The sequence below is a fragment of the Bartonella sp. AU55XJBT genome (genome assembly GCF_028618525.1).
The window spans coordinates 60,296-80,042 of sequence record NZ_JAQITC010000005.1; the positions used below are offsets into that span (position 1 = coordinate 60,296).

Annotated in this window: 11 protein-coding genes; 5 read left to right on the forward strand and 6 right to left on the reverse strand. The window is 38.3% G+C overall.

The annotated features are described in order from the left end of the window. The first annotated feature begins 186 nt into the window (after positions 1 to 186). Positions 187 to 660, forward strand: coding sequence for a transcription elongation factor GreA (gene greA, locus PVV70_RS03765; protein WP_005773808.1), 474 nt, complete (start codon positions 187 to 189; stop codon positions 658 to 660). A 14-nt stretch (positions 661 to 674) separates the two neighbouring features. Beyond that, a complete protein-coding gene (locus PVV70_RS03770; RefSeq protein WP_273757959.1) occupies positions 675 to 1,733 on the forward strand; it encodes a glycosyltransferase family 4 protein in 1,059 nt (352 codons plus the stop codon). An 831-nt stretch (positions 1,734 to 2,564) separates the two neighbouring features. Here PVV70_RS03770 and PVV70_RS03775 read toward each other — a convergent pair. Then, positions 2,565 to 3,959 (reverse strand): TrkH family potassium uptake protein, encoded by a 1,395-nt coding sequence (locus PVV70_RS03775; RefSeq protein WP_273757960.1) that lies wholly within the window; start codon positions 3,957 to 3,959, stop codon positions 2,565 to 2,567. 327 nt (positions 3,960 to 4,286) lie between these two features. Here PVV70_RS03775 and trxB point away from each other — a divergent pair, with 327 nt between their 5' ends. Together trxB and PVV70_RS03785 are read left to right on the forward strand one after the other, a co-directional pair. Then, positions 4,287 to 5,243, forward strand: a complete 957-nt coding sequence (gene trxB / locus PVV70_RS03780; protein ID WP_273757961.1) for a thioredoxin-disulfide reductase — start codon at positions 4,287 to 4,289, stop codon at positions 5,241 to 5,243. 42 nt (positions 5,244 to 5,285) lie between these two features. Beyond that, positions 5,286 to 6,191 carry a LysR family transcriptional regulator gene (locus PVV70_RS03785; RefSeq protein WP_273757962.1) on the forward strand — a complete coding sequence of 302 codons (906 nt, stop codon included), beginning with the start codon at positions 5,286 to 5,288 and terminating at the stop codon, positions 6,189 to 6,191. A gap of 1,540 nt (positions 6,192 to 7,731) precedes the next feature. Here PVV70_RS03785 and PVV70_RS03790 read toward each other — a convergent pair. The 3 genes from PVV70_RS03790 to carB form a co-directional block, all read right to left on the reverse strand. After that, positions 7,732 to 8,934 carry a pyridoxal phosphate-dependent aminotransferase gene (locus PVV70_RS03790; protein WP_273757963.1) on the reverse strand — a complete coding sequence of 401 codons (1,203 nt, stop codon included), beginning with the start codon at positions 8,932 to 8,934 and terminating at the stop codon, positions 7,732 to 7,734. A 322-nt stretch (positions 8,935 to 9,256) separates the two neighbouring features. Continuing rightward, positions 9,257 to 9,466 carry a cold-shock protein gene (locus PVV70_RS03795; protein ID WP_005773801.1) on the reverse strand — a complete coding sequence of 70 codons (210 nt, stop codon included), beginning with the start codon at positions 9,464 to 9,466 and terminating at the stop codon, positions 9,257 to 9,259. 258 nt (positions 9,467 to 9,724) lie between these two features. Continuing rightward, the gene (gene carB, locus PVV70_RS03800; protein WP_273757964.1) at positions 9,725 to 13,210 is read right to left on the reverse strand and encodes a carbamoyl-phosphate synthase large subunit; all 3,486 of its coding nucleotides are present in this window, start codon (positions 13,208 to 13,210) and stop codon (positions 9,725 to 9,727) included. Between the two features lie 709 nt (positions 13,211 to 13,919). On the opposite strand from carB, the gene PVV70_RS03805 reads away from it, so the two are divergent. Then, positions 13,920 to 14,465: a methylated-DNA--[protein]-cysteine S-methyltransferase gene (locus PVV70_RS03805; protein ID WP_273757965.1), complete on the forward strand. Its 546-nt coding sequence runs from the start codon at positions 13,920 to 13,922 to the stop codon at positions 14,463 to 14,465. Here the strand turns inward: PVV70_RS03805 and PVV70_RS03810 are convergent. Continuing rightward, positions 14,452 to 16,773 (reverse strand): ATP-binding protein, encoded by a 2,322-nt coding sequence (locus PVV70_RS03810; protein WP_273757966.1) that lies wholly within the window; start codon positions 16,771 to 16,773, stop codon positions 14,452 to 14,454. The genes PVV70_RS03805 and PVV70_RS03810 overlap by 14 nt on opposite strands. A gap of 287 nt (positions 16,774 to 17,060) precedes the next feature. After that, positions 17,061 to 19,688 carry an aminopeptidase N gene (gene pepN / locus PVV70_RS03815; protein WP_273757967.1) on the reverse strand — a complete coding sequence of 876 codons (2,628 nt, stop codon included), beginning with the start codon at positions 19,686 to 19,688 and terminating at the stop codon, positions 17,061 to 17,063. Between the last annotated feature and the right edge of the window lie 59 nt (positions 19,689 to 19,747).

Genomic DNA, 19,747 nt, shown 5'->3' on the forward strand with positions numbered 1-19,747 from the left:
CACCAAAATGAGATGTTTTAAATACTATTAGTGCATGTTTTGTTCCCTTTATTTATTTTTATATGGAAAATAGGGATACTGTGCTATATAATGAAAAAGATCGTAGTTTTCGGATTCCAAAAGTAATTTTGGAAGCCGTTTTTTGTATTTTTATTAAACCTTCCGTGTAATAGAAAGGGACGGATTATGGAAAAAGTTCCGATGACTACAGCTGGTTTTGAAAGTCTTAAAGAAGAGTTGCGTTGGCGTCAACAACAGGAACGTCCACGAATTATAGAAGCAATTTCTGAGGCGCGTGCCCATGGTGATTTGTCAGAAAACGCCGAGTATCACGCTGCTAAAGAAGCACAAAGTCATAATGAGGGTCGTATAAATGAGCTTGAAGATTATATCGCGCGGGCAGAAGTTATCGATGTCTCGCGTCTTTCAGGAGACAAAATAAAATTTGGAGCGACCATTAAACTCTTGGATGAGGATACTGAAGAAAAAAAGGTATATCAGATCGTAGGGGATCAAGAAGCCGATGTAAAGATTGGTAAAATCTCTATTTCTTCACCGATTGCACGTGCACTTATTGGTAAGCAAGAAGGTGATGTGATTGAAGTGAATGCGCCCGGTGGTGCGCATAATTACGAAATCATTAAGGTTCAGTACATTTAAATATCTAAATAGTTATGCGTGTGTCTTTGGAAGAAACTGAGATTATTGCGCCTCACTTTAAAAGGCGTTTATCGGGAGTAACATCTACGATTATTCAGCTCATTCCACTGCAACGTCAACAGGGGATGCGTATAGCCACCTTGGGCTTTGGATTACCAAAAAAATTGCCGGCTCTTGCCTTTAGGGACCTTTTCGGACTTTGGCGAAGTCCGAAAGGGAAGTCGTTTCGTATTTGGCACGCAAGGCGTAATATTGAGATGCTTTGTGGGATCTTTTTGCGCGATATCTTGAAAATGAAGCTGAAACTTATTTTTACATCGGCTTCACAACGTCATCATAAGCCTTTTACAAAATGGTTGATTCGCCGTATGGATAGGGTTATTGCTACCAGTACACATACGGGCGCTTATCTAGAAGTGCCTCATAAGGTTATTATGCATGGGGTGGACGTGAAGCGCTTTTCACCACCACAGACTCTTGATGATTGTTTTTCTTCTTCGGGATTTCCAGGAAAATATGCGGTAGGGTGTTTTGGGCGTGTGCGCAGCTCAAAGGGAACAGATTTATTTGTTGATTCCATGATAGCATTATTGCCACGCTACCCGGAGTGGACAGCACTTATCGCTGGTCGTACCACAGAGCAACATTATCATTTTGAAAAAGAATTACGCCAAAAGATTGCTAAAGCTGGTCTGGAAGATCGCATTATTTTCCTTGGTGAGATTCTAGATACACCTTTGTGGTATCGTCGATTATCGCTTTATGTAACACCTACTCGTTTGGAAGGTTTTGGTTTAACACCATTAGAGGCAATGGCATCACAAACAGCTGTGGTAGCCAGTGATGTCGGAATTTTTAAAGAATTGGTGGTGAAAGGAACAGGACTGGTGGTTAAAGTAGGAGATGGAGAAGCTTTAACGGCAGCCATTGAACCTTATTTTGCGGATGTAGAAAAAACATTGGCAGCCGGAAAGAAAGCTTTAACCCATGTTCGTACGCACTTTCCTTTGGAGAAGGAAGCCACCGCAATTGGAAACGTTTACAAAGAACTGTTTGCGGAAAAAACAGTTTAAATACTATATCAAAAATTTTTCTTCAAAAAGATAATGATGGTCTCTCCATGGATAAAATAGTCATACATATTTTCAATAAATTCATAATAAGATAAATCTAAGACCAATATATCAATTCATATAGATAATCTACCTTTGCAATTTGAATAATATTTTAAGATTTTTACTTGTTAAATCTGTTAGTGTTAAATCAATGAAAGCTGTCCTCTTGCACATCACAATTGGAAGGTGGCATTGGTGGATGAAGATTATTGAAGACAAGCTATAAAGAGATTTTTATAAATTGTCTGAAATGCAAGCTGTTGCAACATTCATAGAAAGAAAATAATATGGTGGTGTTAATTTATATCTTGTTTTGTGGTACAGGCTTGCATCTTATTATTTAAATAAAAATAATATGCCCACTTTACTCTCCATGAGGACTGTCGTGAAATGCGGGCGATGAGTGCTGTGAGGTTTTTTTTAAATACGATTGCGAATTTATAGTAAATGGTATTTTGTTTTTTATAAAGCCATGACTTATTAAAGAAAAACATTTTTATCATCAAATATTCATATTTTTTGCATGAATGATTATTCGTAAAAAAGGATGTTCTATAAATCCATTTTATTTGATAAAGAAACTCAAGAATGTCATGTAAAGTGCCATATGTTACGGCTTTGAGAGCTGTTGACACTTGATTGTTTTTTCCGAAATATTTTTATGTCAATCATTTATACGATATTTGAAATTTTAGAAAATTTTCAGTTGATTGATTGAAGATTAAATATTGTTCGCGCCTTTTTTATTTTATCAATTTTTTATTATGATAAAATAAAATGCTCTATGCATTAGAATTGTTCACGCCAGAAAGCGGGAATAAAAAGGACGAATATTGTTATGATTTCAAGGCGTCCAGCTAACATTAGAAAACTTAAAATCCATAAAGCATTATCGTTTATGCTAGAGAAATTACCAGCGGGGCCAATAATATCTCCAAAGCCTGGACCAACATTTGAAAGTGCTGTTAAGACGCCTGTAAAGGCAGAGGTAAAGTCGAGACCGGTTGTGAGTAAAAGTGCAGTGCCGATAACAAGGCAGAACATATAAAGACAGACAAAAAACAAAACAGCTTGAGCAACATCGTTTGATATATTTGAGTGATCGTAGCGTGCCTTTACAATGACATTAGGAGAAAGAAGTTTTTCTATATTTGTTTGTGTAATACGCCAAAGAATAATGAGGCGATTGATTTTCATGCCACCAGAAGTAGAACCAGCACACCCGCCTGTAAAAGAAACAATGAAGAAAATTCCAAGCGCAAAGGGTCCCCAAAGTTGATAATCTTCAGCACTGTAACCTGTGGTGCTAATAATAGATGAAAGGTGAAAAATGACATCAAGGAAAATCAAGTGGAAAGCACGATGATCATGAAACCGTAACCATGCTGCTAAAGCAAAGCTGAAAAGGAGAACGATATGGAGAAAAACAATCACTTGTGGGTCAAGGAAGCGTTTGGAGTGTCCAGGAAGGACTAATTTAACATAAAGTACGAAGGGTAAAGCAGAAAGCAACATGAAGATTGTTGCAATAATTAAGATAGCTGGTTTATCAGAAAAATAGCCAAAAGAAGCATCATGCGTTGAAAAACCAGCAGTTGCGACCGTACTCATTGCATGGTTAATAGCATCAAATAAATTCATGCCTGCGGCAAAATAAGAAAGCATACAAGCCAATGTGAGCCCAACATAAGCGATGATAATTCCGTTCGCAATTTGATTGATACGGGGCAATATTTTTTCAGATTTATCAGATGACTCCATATGAAAAAGCCGTACACCCCCTACACGCAGTGAAGGCAAAAGCAAGAGGGCTAAACCGATAAAACCAATGCCCCCAATCCAGCATATAATAGAACGCCATAACACAATACTTCGCGATAAATGATCAAGACCAGAAAGGACTGTGGAGCCTGTTGTTGTAATTCCCGAGACAGATTCAAAAATGGCTCCTGCGAGAGAAATGGGAAGAGGGGAAAGATAAAGAGGTAAGGCCCCCACGATGCTTCCAGTGAGCCAAAGACAAACAGTGAGCATAAAGCCAAGCCGTGCTGAAAAACGACAAGTAGCTCCCTTCGTTGCTAAGAGAATCAGCGTTGCTAACATGGTGGTTATGGCACAAGAATAGAGAAAGGTTATCCCATTATGGTTTTTGTCATGCAAATCCACCAAAATTGGCAAAAGCATTGCGCCTCCCATGATTAACGCAAAACGTGCACAGACATTGATAATAAACTGAAAAATGACCGTTCCCTATCTTTGTATCTCTTTTTATTATGGTTTTGTGCTCATAAGAATTTACGTTTTTCTCTTTATAGGATAAAGACTAATTCTTAACATTAGCATGCCTTGATGAATTAGTAATCAGACCTTTTCATAAAACTTGAAAAGGAGTACATATATAACATAATTGAGATTATTGAAAAATATTTTTTTAAAAGACTGCATTCCATTATAATTTATAGAATTATTAAGTTGTAAAATAATTAAGTTGTAGAAAGTGAAGGGGATTTAATGGTACAATCGCATATTCGTCTGCTGATTATTGGCTCGGGTCCGGCTGGTTATACAGCGGCGGTCTATGCGGCAAGAGCAATGCTCCAGCCGGTTTTAGTGACAGGCTTGCAGCAGGGGGGGCAATTGACAATTACAACGGATGTCGAAAATTATCCAGGTTTTGCTAACCCCATCCAAGGACCATGGTTGATGGAACAAATGGCAAAACAAGCTGAAAATATGGGGACAAAAATTGTCTATGATACGATTACAAAGGCAGATTTACTGAAGGATCCTTTTGTCTTATATGGGGATTCAGGAACACAATATTCTTGTGATGCACTGATTATCGCAACAGGAGCCCAAGCACGCTGGCTTGGTTTAGAAAGTGAACAGACTTTTATGGGCGGTGGTGTTTCTGCTTGCGCTACATGTGATGGCTTTTTTTATCGGGGTAAGGATGTTATTGTTGTAGGAGGAGGAAATACGGCCGTTGAAGAAGCTCTTTATTTATCGCATATAGCAAAAAGTGTAAGCGTGGTTCATCGGCGAGAAAAGTTTCGGGCAGAGAAAATTTTGCAAGATAGGTTATTTACTTGTAATAATGTACGTGTTCTTTGGGATCATGTGGTTGAAGAAATTGTAGGACTGCCAGCTCAGGGGGCAAAGGGAGCTGTTGTAACAGGGGCACGTTTGAAAAATGTCAAAACAGGTCATGAGATGAAAGTGGAAGCAGAGGGAATATTTATTGCCATTGGGCATGATCCTGCTGTTTCTCTGTTTGAAGGGCAACTGAAACAAAAAAGAGGCGGCTATTTATGGACAGCGCCGGATTCAACAGCAACAAGTATTGCTGGTGTTTTTGCTGCAGGGGATGTAACAGATGAAACATTCCGACAAGCTGTAACAGCCGCGGGAAGGGGATGTATGGCAGCGTTAGAAGCAGAGCGGTTTTTGGATATATCTAAGCGTTAATAATTTATTAAAAATATAGAGAATCTAGAGGTAGGATTAATTGTGGCGCCACCGTTGGATTGGGATAAGTTAAGGGTATTTCATGCAGCAGCAGAAGCGGGATCTTTTACGCATGCGGCTCAAAAGCTTCATTTATCCCAATCAGCAGTTTCGCGACAGGTATCGGCTTTAGAACAAGAGGTTGGTGTATCTTTATTCCTGCGTCATGCGCGTGGTTTGATTCTTACAGAACAGGGAGAAACTCTTTATCGTACAGCTCATGATGTTTTGATGAAGCTTGAAAGTGTCCGTTTACAATTAAGTGAAAGCTACGCAAAACCAAGGGGGCATTTACGTGTGACCTCGACCTTCGGAATGGGGGCGGGGTGGATTGCAGAGCGTATGCCAGAATTTCTCAGTCTTTATCCTGATATGCAAGTTCAGCTTTTGCTTTCTGATGAAGAGCTTGATTTGACAATGTGTCATGCAGATTGTGCTGTTCGCCTCCATCAACCCCAACAACCTGATCTTATACAAAGAAAATTATTTACAATTCATATGCATGTTTATGCTTCGGAAAAGTATATTGCAAATTATGGAAAACCGGAAAAATTGTCTGAGCTCGATGAACATCGTATTATTTCGTTCGGTGAACCTGTTCCTCCTTATTTATCTGGTTTAAATTGGTTGGAAAAAGCCGGTAGAAGTGATGGATCATTGCGTGTTTCAGTCCTACAAATCAATAATATCATCTCAATAAAGAATGCGCTTATGCGTGATCTTGGGATTGCTGTGCTACCTGATTATATTGTCAATAATGATGAGCGTTTGGTACGTCTTTTTCCTGATATGGTTGATATTCCTTCTTTTGATACTTTTTTTTGTTACCCTTATAATTTAAAGAATTTAGCAAGGTTGAATGCTTTTCGAGATTATATTTTCTTAAAAGCACGTCAGTGGTCTTTTTAATATTCATATCTTATTTATAACGAACAATTAATTGTTTTGCACCCTAAGACTCTCGTAATATTTTTTCATTCCAAATCTTTTTATATCGAATCAATCAACTCACTTTCTTGCACGTTACAAGCGGGTGGGACGTATGGATAAAATTTTTACGAGAAAGGTATGCCTCTTTCAAACCATCTCAAGTGCCAAGGGTTGTCGAAACATGGGGGCTGGCAAAATGTGTGATGGTACGGGTTTGCTCCTTCACAAGTATAAAGATGGAAGGTTTCAATAGCTTTTATGATTATAACATCCACATAGCGCTGTCGCAAGTTGAGGGAGAGTCTTGAGAGAGATTCCTTTAAATTTAAAACAAGCGTGCCTATTTATCTCATAATGATTTTTTCTGTTAGAGGTTGAGGTTACTTTGCTGAGAGCTGTATATCAAAGGATATGAGAAAAATAAACTTGGAGCTTGTTTGCATAGATTTTACTCTAGTTTACGCGATTGGTTCGCTGAAACAACCGATGCCTCTTATAAAGTTGCTAAAACCATTTTAGATCATACGGTGGAAGGGCTTTTGTGTGAATAAATACTCTTGCAGAAAGGGATAAAATATCCCTTATAAATTTTCTCAAATGTGAAGGTTACTATAACATTGAAAATTGGACAATCGTATGAGGATGATCTCTTTCTATTTAATGAAAGAAATACAAGATTGAGAAAAAATTAGAGCTATGTGTTTATTGCATAGCAGATACGCTTAAGTCTTTATTGTGCTTCTGCTTATAAAATGACATAGAATGCTATCTCTTGATTATGTTGCCTCCCATTGCATTTTCTTGAGTGTTCCCTTACGAAGATCTGTCAGATTGATTTTATCTCTGAGGATTTTCCAAATTTGCCGGACGTGTGTCCGGCTTTTTTTTATTTCTAAAAGAGTGTTTAGAAAATGTAATGCATGGGAAGATTGATAAGAAAAAATTTCAAAATTTATGAATATCAAACAAATTTGTTAGGTAGACTAAAAGCTCAATGAGAAATTTGAGAGAGTTTTATTCTGTTGTATCATAAAATTCTGTTAAAACTTTATATATGAAGTGTTTTTTATGAGAGTATGAGGATGAATATTAAGGGCTTGTTCATAATACCTATAAAGTTAATTAAATGGTTAATAGCAAAAACTTAAGAGAAATTGAACTATTTACACAACAGAGAGGGATAGACTCTTCTTCATTTTCTGGCGAAAAGGAAGCCAAGTAATAGAAAAGGTTTCATTATAAGGGCGATTATGTTGAAAAGTACGAGATTTTTCTTAGTGTTATAAATTGGATAGAGAAAGCTAAACAGGTTTTTCATCTCTCATGACCACAGACTGACTCATTTATTTGATCACTAGATTTTTTTTGATCTTTATCTGCAGCTTCTATTTTTTTGTTATATTTATTCATGAATATTTTTGCTGAATCGATAGTCCCTGTGCTTAATATAGCTTTCGATAGTGTGTTAGATAAATTGATATTCGGCAAAAAACAATCACAAGAGATGATGTTAAAAATTTTAAATTAAACTGTTACAAAAGCGCTGGATACGTGTGCAAGCTTCTTCAAGTAATTTTTCTGATGTTGCATAAGAAATACGAAAAGTTGATCCAAGTCCAAAAGCAGACCCTTGGACAACAGCAACAGCTTCTGTTTCTAGAAGCGCTATAGCGAAGTCTTCATCATTCCTAATACATTGGCCGTTTGGTGTTTTCTTGCCAATAAGTTCTGCGCAAGAAGGATAAACATAAAAAGCACCTTCAGGTGTTGGACAATGAATACCAGGAGTTCGGTTTAGCATGGAAACAACGAGATCACGGCGAGCTTGGAAAATACTTTTATTTTTAGTGATAAAGTCTTGAGGCCCATTGAGTGCTTCAACAGCAGCCCATTGTGAAATAACACTCGTGCCGGACGTTTGCTGACCTTGAATGGTATCCATAGCTTTAATTAATCCTTGTGGTCCACCGGCATAACCGATTCTCCAACCCGTCATGGCATAGGCTTTGGAAACACCATTCATTGTGAGTGTGCGCTCATAAAGCGCTGGTTCTACTTGAGCGGGAGTCACAAAAGTAAAACCTTCATACGTGAGATGTTCATAGATATCATCGGAAAGGATAAAGACATGAGGATATTTTACTAAAACATCCGTGAGTTTTTTCAATTCATTATATGTATAAGCAGCCCCTGATGGATTTGAAGGAGAGTTAAAGATGAACCATTTTGTTTTGGGGGTAATGGCCGCTTCGAGCTCTTGTGGTTGAAGTTTATAAGAAAATTCAGCTTTTGTTTCTAAAAAGACAGGCGTACCATCGTTAAGTGCGACCATTTCTGGATAACTCACCCAATAAGGGGATGGAATGATGACTTCATCTCCTTTATTCAACGTTGCCATCAATGCATTAAAGAGAATTTGTTTTCCACCGGTTCCAACAATAATTTGTTCTGGTTGGTAAAGAAGGTTATTTTCTCTTTTAAATTTTGCAGAAATTGCTTGGCGCAATTCTGGAATTCCAGATATGGGAGGGTATTTTGTTTCTCCCCTTCGAACAGCTTCAATGGCCGCATTTTTGATGTTGTCTGGGGTATCAAAGTCTGGTTCTCCAGCACTTAAAGCAATAACATCGTGCCCTAATGTTTTTAAGTGACGGGCTTTTTGGGAAGCAGCAATTGTTGCAGAAGGTTTGATACGAGACAGCTTGTCTGCGATAAAAGCCATAATTTAAAATCCTTATATTATATCAATAAATGATTATCGCTTTAAAGATATTCTATAAGAGATTATATTGTATGCAATAAAAAACTTCTAAAATACTCTGATATGGATTTTTATAGCGTTGTGTTTTGAGAATTTTAACAAGGAATTCTTCTCTTAAGGATTATAAAAGTATTAGAGGAAGGGTAGGAATATCTTGATAAATTGTAGAAAATAGATAAGTAGCGTTTTCTTTTATCAAGATCAATTTTGCTTTACATAAAATAAAAAAATCTTCGTCGTTATAGACGAAGATTTTTAAATAAAATATTGCAGAATTTAAACTTTAAAGAGCTGCAAGGTTGCCAGCGGCAAATTTTCCTGAACGACGATCTTGAAGAACATCATAAGAAATTTTTTGCCCTTCATTAAGATTGGTTAGACCAGAACGCTCGACGGCGGAAATGTGTACAAATACATCTGCACTGCCATCGCTAGGTTGAATGAATCCGAAACCTTTTGTTGTATTAAACCACTTAACTGTTCCTGTAGACATAGGAAACTCCTTAGATATATAATTATATTGTGTATTGAAGCTATAATTCTTCAATACGGTTGTAGATCGAAATTAGGTGGGAGAAGTTTCGTCAAAAGTGCAGAACGCACAGGAAAGAAAGTCACGTAACCGAAAATTCGATAGAACCCATATAAAAGCCTTTAGCATAAAAAGCAAGCTTTAATTGCTATTTTTTATACAAAGAGAAAATCAAGAAAGGGTATCAAAAGGCGTGCGCTTTTCCACCTAGGAAGAAATTCAACTGAAATAACTTTGCAGGGAACGTACTTCAAGGCGCTTTTTTTTGAGTGCTTTGATTGCTTCTACGGCAGCTTCGGCTCCCGCTATTGTTGTATAATAGGGGACATTTTGCATGAGTGCTGCATAGCGTAATGATTTGGAATCTGAGATGGCACTGGCAGTGCTGGTTGTATTAAAAATCAATTGAATTTGGCGATTACGAATAGCATCTTCAATATGCGGGTGTCCTTCTAGAACTTTGTTGATTTTTTTTGCTTCAACATGATGTTCAGTGAGAAATTTTTGTGTTCCACTTGTGGCAACTACAGAAAAGCCAAGTTCTGTTAAACGTTTTACAGGATTTAAGATGCGTTTTTTGTCTTCATCTCTTACAGAAACGAATAAAGTCCCTTCCTTAGGGAGTTTTACACCAGCTCCAAGTTGCGCTTTAGCAAAAGCAAGCGCAAACTCATAGTCAAGCCCCATAACTTCACCGGTTGAACGCATTTCTGGACCAAGAAGCGTATCAACACCTGAAAAGCGGGCAAAAGGAAACACGGCTTCCTTGACGGCAATATGTTGTTTTTTCTGCGAAGAAGGTAATCCACCATAAGCTTGGAGAGCATTGTGCAGCGTTTCTCCTGCCATAATACGTGCAGCCATTTTAGCAATAGGGCGACCAATTGTTTTCGCAACAAATGGAACTGTCCGCGAAGCGCGGGGATTAACTTCTAAGACATAAATCGTGTCCTCTTTAATGGCATATTGTACATTCATTAAGCCACGAACATGAAGTGCTTGTGCTAATGCTTTTGTTTGGCGCTCTAATTCAGCGACGATGCTCTGTGAAAGCGTATGGACTGGTAAAGAACACGCTGAATCACCGGAGTGGATCCCTGCCTCTTCAATATGTTCCATAATCCCCACGATCAGTGTTTCTTTGCCATCACAAAGACAATCAACGTCTACTTCAATGGCTTCTGTTAGATAGGTGTCAAAGAGAAGCGGATTTTTACCAAGCAATATATTGATTTGTCCTGTTTTATCGTTGGGATAACGAGCTTTGATATCTTCTGGAATTAATTCAGACACACTTTCAAGTAAATAATTTTGCAAACTTCGTTCGTCACGGATAATTTGCATAGCACGCCCCCCTAAAACATAAGAGGGACGTACAACCAATGGGAATCCTAGTTCATGGGCAATGAGGCGTGCTTGTTCGATAGAGTGGGCAATTCCATTTTTAGGTTGTGTTAAGTTAAGTTTAAATAATAGTTTTTGAAAGCGATCTCTATCTTCTGCTAAATCGATGGCGTCAGGAGAAGTGCCAAGGATGGGAATGTTGTGTTTTTCGAGAGCGCTTGCTAATTTTAAGGGTGTTTGTCCGCCAAATTGAACGATGACTCCAACCAATTCACCTTTTTCCTGTTCCGCTTCTAAAATAGCGATAACATCTTCTGTTGTTAAAGATTCAAAGTAAAGACGATCAGAGGTATCATAGTCAGTTGAGACGGTTTCAGGATTGCAGTTAATCATAATCGCTTCAAAGCCTGCATCACGTAGGGCAAAAGCCGCGTGGCAGCAACAGTAATCAAATTCAATTCCTTGTCCAATGCGGTTTGGACCACCGCCTAAGATAGCAATTTTTTTGCGTTCAGAAATCTGTGCTTCTGAGTGTTCTGTACCGGCAAAGGGAACTTCATATGTTGAATACATATAGGCTGTAGGAGAAGAAAATTCAGCAGCACAAGTATCAATACGTTTGAAGACTTGTTTAACATTTAGTGATTTGCGTAAAGCGGCGATATCATCGGGTTCTTTTCCGGTAAGGGTAGCTAATCGCGCATCCGAAAATCCCATAGCTTTTAACATACGTAAGTTATCTTGATCTTGAGGTAATCCATGGATGCGGACACGCTGCTCCATTTCAACGATGGAGGCTATTTGTTCTAAAAACCACGGGTCAATTTTGCTGATTTGGTGAATTTCATTTAAGGGTAAGCCCGCGCGCATAGCTTCAGCAATATAGCGTAGACGGTCAGGACTTGGTATAGCAATGGCTGAGCGTATAGAACTTTTTTCATCACCTTCAGCATGTTCTGGGATGATAATTTCATCAAGACCTGTAAGACCAGTTTCAAGTCCACGGAGTGCTTTTTGTAATGATTCTTGAAAAGTACGTCCAATGGCCATGACCTCTCCTACAGATTTCATTGCAGTCGTAAGGACAGGTGACGACCCAGGAAATTTTTCGAAAGCAAAACGAGGAATTTTTGTCACGATATAGTCAATAGAAGGCTCAAATGATGCTGGTATCGCACCACCTGTGATATCATTTTTCAATTCATCAAGTGTATAGCCAACGGCGAGTTTTGCAGCTATCTTGGCAATGGGAAAACCTGTTGCTTTTGAAGCAAGTGCTGAAGAGCGAGAAACGCGCGGATTCATTTCAATAACAATGAGACGCCCATTTTCAGGATTAACAGCAAACTGTACATTGGATCCTCCCGTTTCAACACCAATTTCACGCAAGACTGCAATCGAAGCATTGCGCATACGTTGATATTCCTTATCGGTTAAGGTGAGAGCAGGGGCTACAGTGATCGAATCACCGGTATGAATCCCCATTGGGTCAATATTTTCAATAGAACAAACAATGATACAGTTGTCGTTCTTATCACGAACAACTTCCATTTCATATTCTTTCCACCCTAAAACACTTTCTTCAATTAAAACTTCTGTTGTAGGAGAAGCTTCAAGCCCCCGTTCAATAATTTCATAAAATTCAGAGCGGTTATACGCAATTCCACCCCCCGTCCCACCAAGGGTAAATGAAGGACGAATAATAGCTGGAAGCCCAACAACATCAAGCGCTTGAACTGCTTTTGCTGTTGCATGGGCGATATAATGCTGTTTGCGATCAGATTCGGTATGTCGCCAATTGCGTTCAAGTTCTTCGAGGGCTTTGTCAAGGGCAGCACCAGAAAGTTTTTCTTTAAGTTCAGCAAGTGTTTTTGCATGTTGCTGGCGATTTTCTTCTTTCAGTTCTGTGGCATTGGCTAACATAGACCGTGGTGTTTCCAAACCGATTTTTGCCATCGCTTGGCGAAATAAAGCACGATCTTCCGCTTTATCAATTGCTGCGGCATTGGCCCCTATCATTTCAACATGATAGCGGTCTAAAATTCCCATACGCTTTAATGATAAAGCAGTATTGAGAGCTGTTTGTCCTCCCATGGTGGGCAAAAGGGCATCGGGGCGTTCATGGGCAATAATTTTAGCAACAATCTCAGGCGTAATGGGTTCTATATAAGTTGCATCAGCGAGATTTGGATCTGTCATAATCGTGGCAGGATTAGAATTGACCAAAATAATCCGGTACCCTTCTTCTTTCAATGCTTTACAGGCTTGTGTGCCTGAATAGTCAAATTCACATGCCTGACCAATGATAATAGGTCCTGCTCCGATGATAAGAATAGATTTTATATCTGTGCGTTTAGGCATGGTTTTTTCCTATGACAAATATCCGTGCACGATTATGGCAAGAAAAATATTTAAGTTTTGAGGCTCCGGTCATTTTATAAGTTAAGTGACAAAGAAAGTAAGTACTAAAATACCTTTTCCATGCTTTTTTTATAAAATTGAAGAATAAATTTCTTTTTTGGGTTGAGCCATCTTGTCAGTATATAACAGGATAACCTTTGATAAGAAAATAAGAGTGCTCTCAAGAATGAGAATATTCAAGCATTCGTAGGAAATAAAACATGAACCATTATGCTTTGATAAAGTTTCATAAAATGAAAGGAGAAGTTTATTTTTTTTGTTTTGTAAAGTACTACCGTTTAGAGCGGTGATATAGGGCATAAAAATGATATATGAGGTATTTTTTGTTAGAGTTTGTTAAGGTGTGTAATAAAATTCAATCTAGAATTTGTCAGGAGAGTTTATTAAGTAAACCATATTGAAGTGGTTAGGGGGAGAACTGTAAGAGAAAGCTAGATTTTGGCTCTGGTTTCAGTCTTGATTCTTTAGGGGAAGAAAAAAGTCCATCTATGTATGTTGTCATTCCATAAAAGGGGGCGAGTGTATTTTAATACAATGACTAAGGAGATAATTTCAGAATAATCATGTTTGGTTTTAAAAGATAGTAAATAGTTTCCCTTTATTTTATAGGTGATGTTCAAAACTTTTTAAAATATTAAAGAAAGTTAAAATGCTGAATATTTCCCAAAAGAAAATATTCTGTCTGGAAGATGTATCCATAGGAAAACTTTTGGTTGCTAAATCTCAAAAGGGGATTTTTTATACTGCGTTGGGTGATACTACAGAGCAATTATTACAGGGGTTTACGGTACGCTTTGGTGATGCACAACAAGTTGTGGGTGACAATGAATTTAAGAGAGATGTTGTCCATATTATAGCCATGATAGAAACACCTAAGTTGGTAAAAAAATATAATTTCTCCTTAGATATAAATGGTACCGTTTTTCAACGGCAAGTATGGACAAGATTATGCGATATACCGTGTGGTGAAACAATTTCATATGAGGAATTAGCGTGCCGTATTGGTACGCCAAAAGCTTTTCGTGCCGTTGCGAATGCGTGTGCACGTAATGCATTGGCCATTATCATCCCTTGTCATCGTGTTGTCCGTAAAAATGGTTTTATTTCAGGATATCGTTGGGGAGCTAAACGGAAACAGATTTTGCTACAGCGAGAACAAAATGAAGGAATTAAAAACAAATTTAACTTTGTGTGATGGGCATTATAATCGTTACGGTTGTTCCTTTCATTTCTTTGGAAGTAATTTCAAGTTTTCCTTTGTGGAGTTCTAATAACGAGCGTGAAATGGCTAATCCAAGACCCGAGCCCGTATGGGATTTAGTAAGCTGATTTTCAACTTGTTCAAAAGGTTGTCCAAGTTTTTTGATAGCTGATTGCGGAATACCAACACCTGTATCTGTAATTTTAAAAATAAGGTTATTTTTTTTCTTGAAAGCGCAGACATCGATATTTCCACCAGAAGGCGTAAATTTAACCGCATTAGAGATGAGATTAAGGAAAATCTGTTTCATTGCACGCCCATCGACTTCAGCATGAAGTTCTGGTGTAATGTTTGTTGTAACAGCAATGTTTTTTTCTTGAGCCTGTGGTGTAAGCGTTCGTACGGCTTCACTAATGATGGGCTCAAGATCGGTATTTTTACAATCAAGCGTAAATCTTCCAGCTTCGATTTTTGACATATCAAGGATATCATTGATAAGAGTTAGAAGATGGGTTCCTGAATTGTAAATATCATGCATATATTCCTTATAGCGCTGTGAACCAAGAGGGCCAAAAGTCGATTGTAACATGATATCTGAAAAGCCGAGAATAGCGTTCAGAGGTGTGCGCAATTCATGAGACATATTGGCTAAAAATTCTGATTTAGCTTTATTCGCACTTTCTGCGCGCTCTTTTTCTGCTTTCAGACTTTTATTAAGTTTTTCCACTTCTGTTGCACGTTGTTGAGCACTCCCTCTAGTGCGTTTGAGTTCTTGAATAAAAGAAAAAAGACGCCTTTCACTATCTTCAAATTTTTCCTGTTGTTGTTTAAGCTCAGAAATATCCGTGCCAATACAAACCAATCCTCCGTCTTGGGTTCGCCGTTCATTAATTTTAAGCCAACAACCATCTGCCGTTTGGCGAATACTGGTTAAGTTACCGGTACCATCATCTTTGAGGGGATATTCACTGAGTGCAGGGCGAGCCATGGCTTCGACGGTTGCACGTTGGATCCCTGATTGTAGAATTTGTTTAGGAATAGCGGCATATTCGCAAAATTTGCTATTGGACATGACTAAACGTCCCTCAGCATCCCACAAGACAAAAGATTCTGAAATATTTTCAATCGCGTCACGGATACGAAGATCGGCTTGTGCCGTTTGTTCAGCCAATTGTTGCTGTTCACTAATGTCGAAGGAAATACCAACCAAATGGGGTTCTTCTTCTTCAGTAACTTCGGCGCGAAGTCGCATCCATACATAATGACCATCAGCATGACGCATAGGAATATTGATATCGATATGCTTTTTTTGGCCTCCCATTAGTTCTTGAGCAAGGTCAAAAAAATTAGCATCATTGGGATTGATAATGGCGCTAATTTGGGAAATGGAGAGTAATGCATCTTGAGGGATATAGCCAAGCATTTCGTACATTGCTCGTGACCAATAGACGCGTCCGCTTGCCATATTCCAATCCCATAATCCACAACGTCCACGCATCATTGCCATATCAATACGGTTTTGAATTTTTTCTGAAACAAGATCTGTCTTACGTGCTCGTAAAAGTTGATTATAATAAGCATAAAGAAGAGCAAGAATAATACCACTTGTTCCAATGAAGAGGGTTATATTCAGCGAAAAAAATCTGCGCCATTCCACAGTGCTATCTTGCATCTTTTCGCTAATGAAGACGCCATATTGCCCGTTTTTTGTTTGATGAAATGAAGCAAGAGCAGGGGTATCCTTGCCTATTGTAATTTTCATGATTCCAGCGTGTTGTCCAAGAGATTGTAAAGCAATGCTGTCAGAAATAAAATCTTGTAAAGGTTTTTCTAAGATGACCTCTGAATTGGATGAAGCCAAGACATTGCCTTTTTGATCAACAATGGTGATTAAAGTACTGGGACTGATAAGATCTTGATTGCGAAAAATGGTAAGGATATTTTGCAAATGATCATGAGAAAGGGCAGAGACTTTTCCTTTCTGAGAAACAGCCAATAAGTCACGATCAATTGTATTGGTAATATGAGAAGCTAAGAGTGTGAGGGTAGAACGCGTGCTTTTATCAATTGTATTGCGCCAATCATAGATTGACACAAAACGAATGACCGCAAGAACAATAAGAAATGCGACAATGGCAAATGGAAGTGAGCGTCGTAACCAAGGTTCAATAAAGAGAAGCTTTTGATAAGCAGAGCCAGAAGGCAGATGAATATGTTTTGTCTGCGCTTTATGATTTTGAGCGCTCGATTTTGAATCAGCATACATTTCCGTTGGCGCATTATATGCGTCCAATTTAGTCATCTCTTGTTCCTCTAATTCCGGAATAATGTGATTTAAAAACTGCTTCGATCTTCATGAGTAACCCCATCAAAGCGCAGTGAATCAAAACAGGAGTCTTCTGTCCAGTCTTTTTTTTTAAAAAAAGTATTTTACTTTTATGAATGTGGAATACGAAAAGGAAAAGGCATGTAAAACATGACCGATAAACAGGCTTGGATTGCCTATTTATCGGTTTAATGATGATCGAGGTGTTTTTAGAATTTATTAAAAAATATTAATATCATATTGATTTAAAATATTTTTTTGTTTTAAGTGAGCAGACGATTGATGATATCAGAGACATCGCTTGATAATTTTGGTGTAGCAGCAATTGTTTTTAATTCAGTTTCAAGTTTTTGTTGTCGAATGGGTTCTAATTGTCGCCAAGAACGCATCATTGTTAATAATCGTGAAGCAAGCTGTGGATTTTTTTTATCAATTTCTAAAATGATTTGGCAAAGAAAATGATAAGATGCTCCATCCATCCTGTTGAAGGCTGTGGGATTGTGAGATGCAAAGACACCGATCAGAGACCGTACACGATTAGGATTATCCTTTGAGAATAGCGGGTGTTGCATGAGCTTTTGAACATTCTCGAGTGTTGATGCGCCAGCAACCATTGCTTGAATAGAAAACCATTTATCCATGACCAAAGGGTCATGCCGATAGCGGTTTTCAAAATCATTTAAAGCATTTTGTGCCTGCTCACTTTCATTAAAATGCTTCACGAGAACAGCAATACTCGCCATACGGTCAGTCATATTATCAGTTGTTGCGTATTGTGTCGCAGCACGATTTGGATTGGCTTCGGCGATGGAAAGATAATCCAGTATGATATTTTTTAATGCTCGCTTTCCAGCTTGTGCAGCGTTTGGTGAATAGGGCTCTTGGATTTGCATTTTCCCATAGAATTTTGTTAAGAGCTCTTGATGGGTTTGTGCAAGTGAAGCTAAAAACTGATTGCGGACATAATGAATACGATCTGGATCAATATTTTCACCGATTGTATGAGCAAGCTCAACCTCACTAGGTAAATTTAAACAGAAAGCACGAAATTCAGGCTCTAAACTTTCATCGGTTAGGATCGTTTCAATCAGCTTTAGCAAAGCAGGGGGGAATGTTGCTTTTGCTTGTGTTTTATCTTGAATACTTTGAATCAAAGCTTGCATCATTAATTGATTAAGAGATTGCCAGCGATTGATATGATTGTCATCATGTTGCGCAAGAAAAATAAGTTCGCTTTCATTAAATGGCGTGTGTAGAATGATTGGTGCAGAAAAATCACGCAGCAGTGATAAAACAGGTTTTTCACGGAGACCCTTTAATGTAAAGGTTTGGCTTTCTTTGGACAACAGCATAACGTCTGATTGAATCTCTGTTTCCGCTTCATAAGTGAGGCGTTCTCCATTAGATCCTAATAAGCCAAATGCAATAGGAAGAAGCATGGGCTTTTTTGTATTTTGTTGTGGGGTTGCGGGAATATGTTGCTTTGCATGAATTGTTAAAACACCATCACGATAATGACTATCGATTTCTACGTTGGGGGTTCCAGCTTGTTCATACCACAGCATAAATTGCGAGAAGTCTCGGCCAGACACTTCAGCAAGACAGGCAATAAAATCTTCAATGGTACAAGCTTGTCCATCATGCCGTTGAAAATAAAGATCAGTGCCTTTACGAAACAGAGAGGGACCTAAAATCGTTCGTATCATGCGAACAACTTCAGCACCTTTTTCGTAAACCGTTGTAGTGTAAAAATTATTAATTTGGCTATATTGACGAGGACGAACAGGATGAGCAAGAGGTCCTGCATCTTCGGCAAATTGCGTCGCTTTTAATGTTTTTACATCTTCAATTCGCTGTAGGCTGCGTACATTTTGATCTGATGAAAATTCCTGATCACGATAAACAGTGAATCCTTCTTTTAAGCAGAGTTGAAACCAATCACGACAGGTAACACGATTACCGCTCCAATTATGGAAATATTCATGGGCAATGACGCGTTCAACATTTCTATAATCCTGATCGGTTGCTGTTTCAGGATCGGCAAGAACATATTTATCATTAAAAACGTTAAGACCTTTGTTTTCCATTGCTCCCATGTTAAAGTCTGAAACAGCAACAATATTGAAAACATCAAGATCATATTCGCGCCCGAAACATTGTTCATCCCAACGCATGGAACGTTTGAGCGCATCCATTGCATAAGCAGCGCGTTTGGTTTTTCCTTTTTCTACATAAATACCAAGTTTGACACGTCGTCCAGATGCAGTTGTAAAATGGTCCTCTAACTTATCAAGATCGCCACCTACCAAAGCAAAGAGATAAGATGGTTTAGGATAAGGATCTTCCCAAACGGCAAAATGGCGATTATTCTCTAAAGTTCCTGTTTCTACGAGATTCCCATTTGAAAGCAAGATTGGGACTGTTTGGGAGTCTACTTCAATTTTCACTTTATAGGTAGAAAGGACATCTGGACGGTCGTAAAAATAAGTCATACGACGAAAACCTTCCGATTCGCATTGTGTGCAATAAACACCATTTGAAAGATAAAGCCCCATAAGTTGGCGGTTACTTTCAGGATTCACTTCCGTAACCAATTTTAATGTAAAAGGAACTGCGGGTGGCGTTGTAATTTCTAAACGTGAAGGCGTAACTTGATAAGTGTCTGGAGCTAATGTCTCACCATTAATCGCAACAGAAATTAAAGTAAGATCATCTCCAGCAAGCACAAGAGGTGTTAATTCTTTTGTATCGTGACGGGGTTCAATAGACAATATGGCTGTAACATAGGTTTTTGTTGGTGCCAATTGGAAAGAAAGTTGTGTTTTGGGGATAATGTAAGGGGTTGGCTGGTAGTCTTCCAAACGATAAATAGATGTTGTTGGCTGTTCCATAGTTTTCCCATTCATATTTTAAGAGTTAAAGAAGGTATTTAATTTTAGAGTCAAAAAAG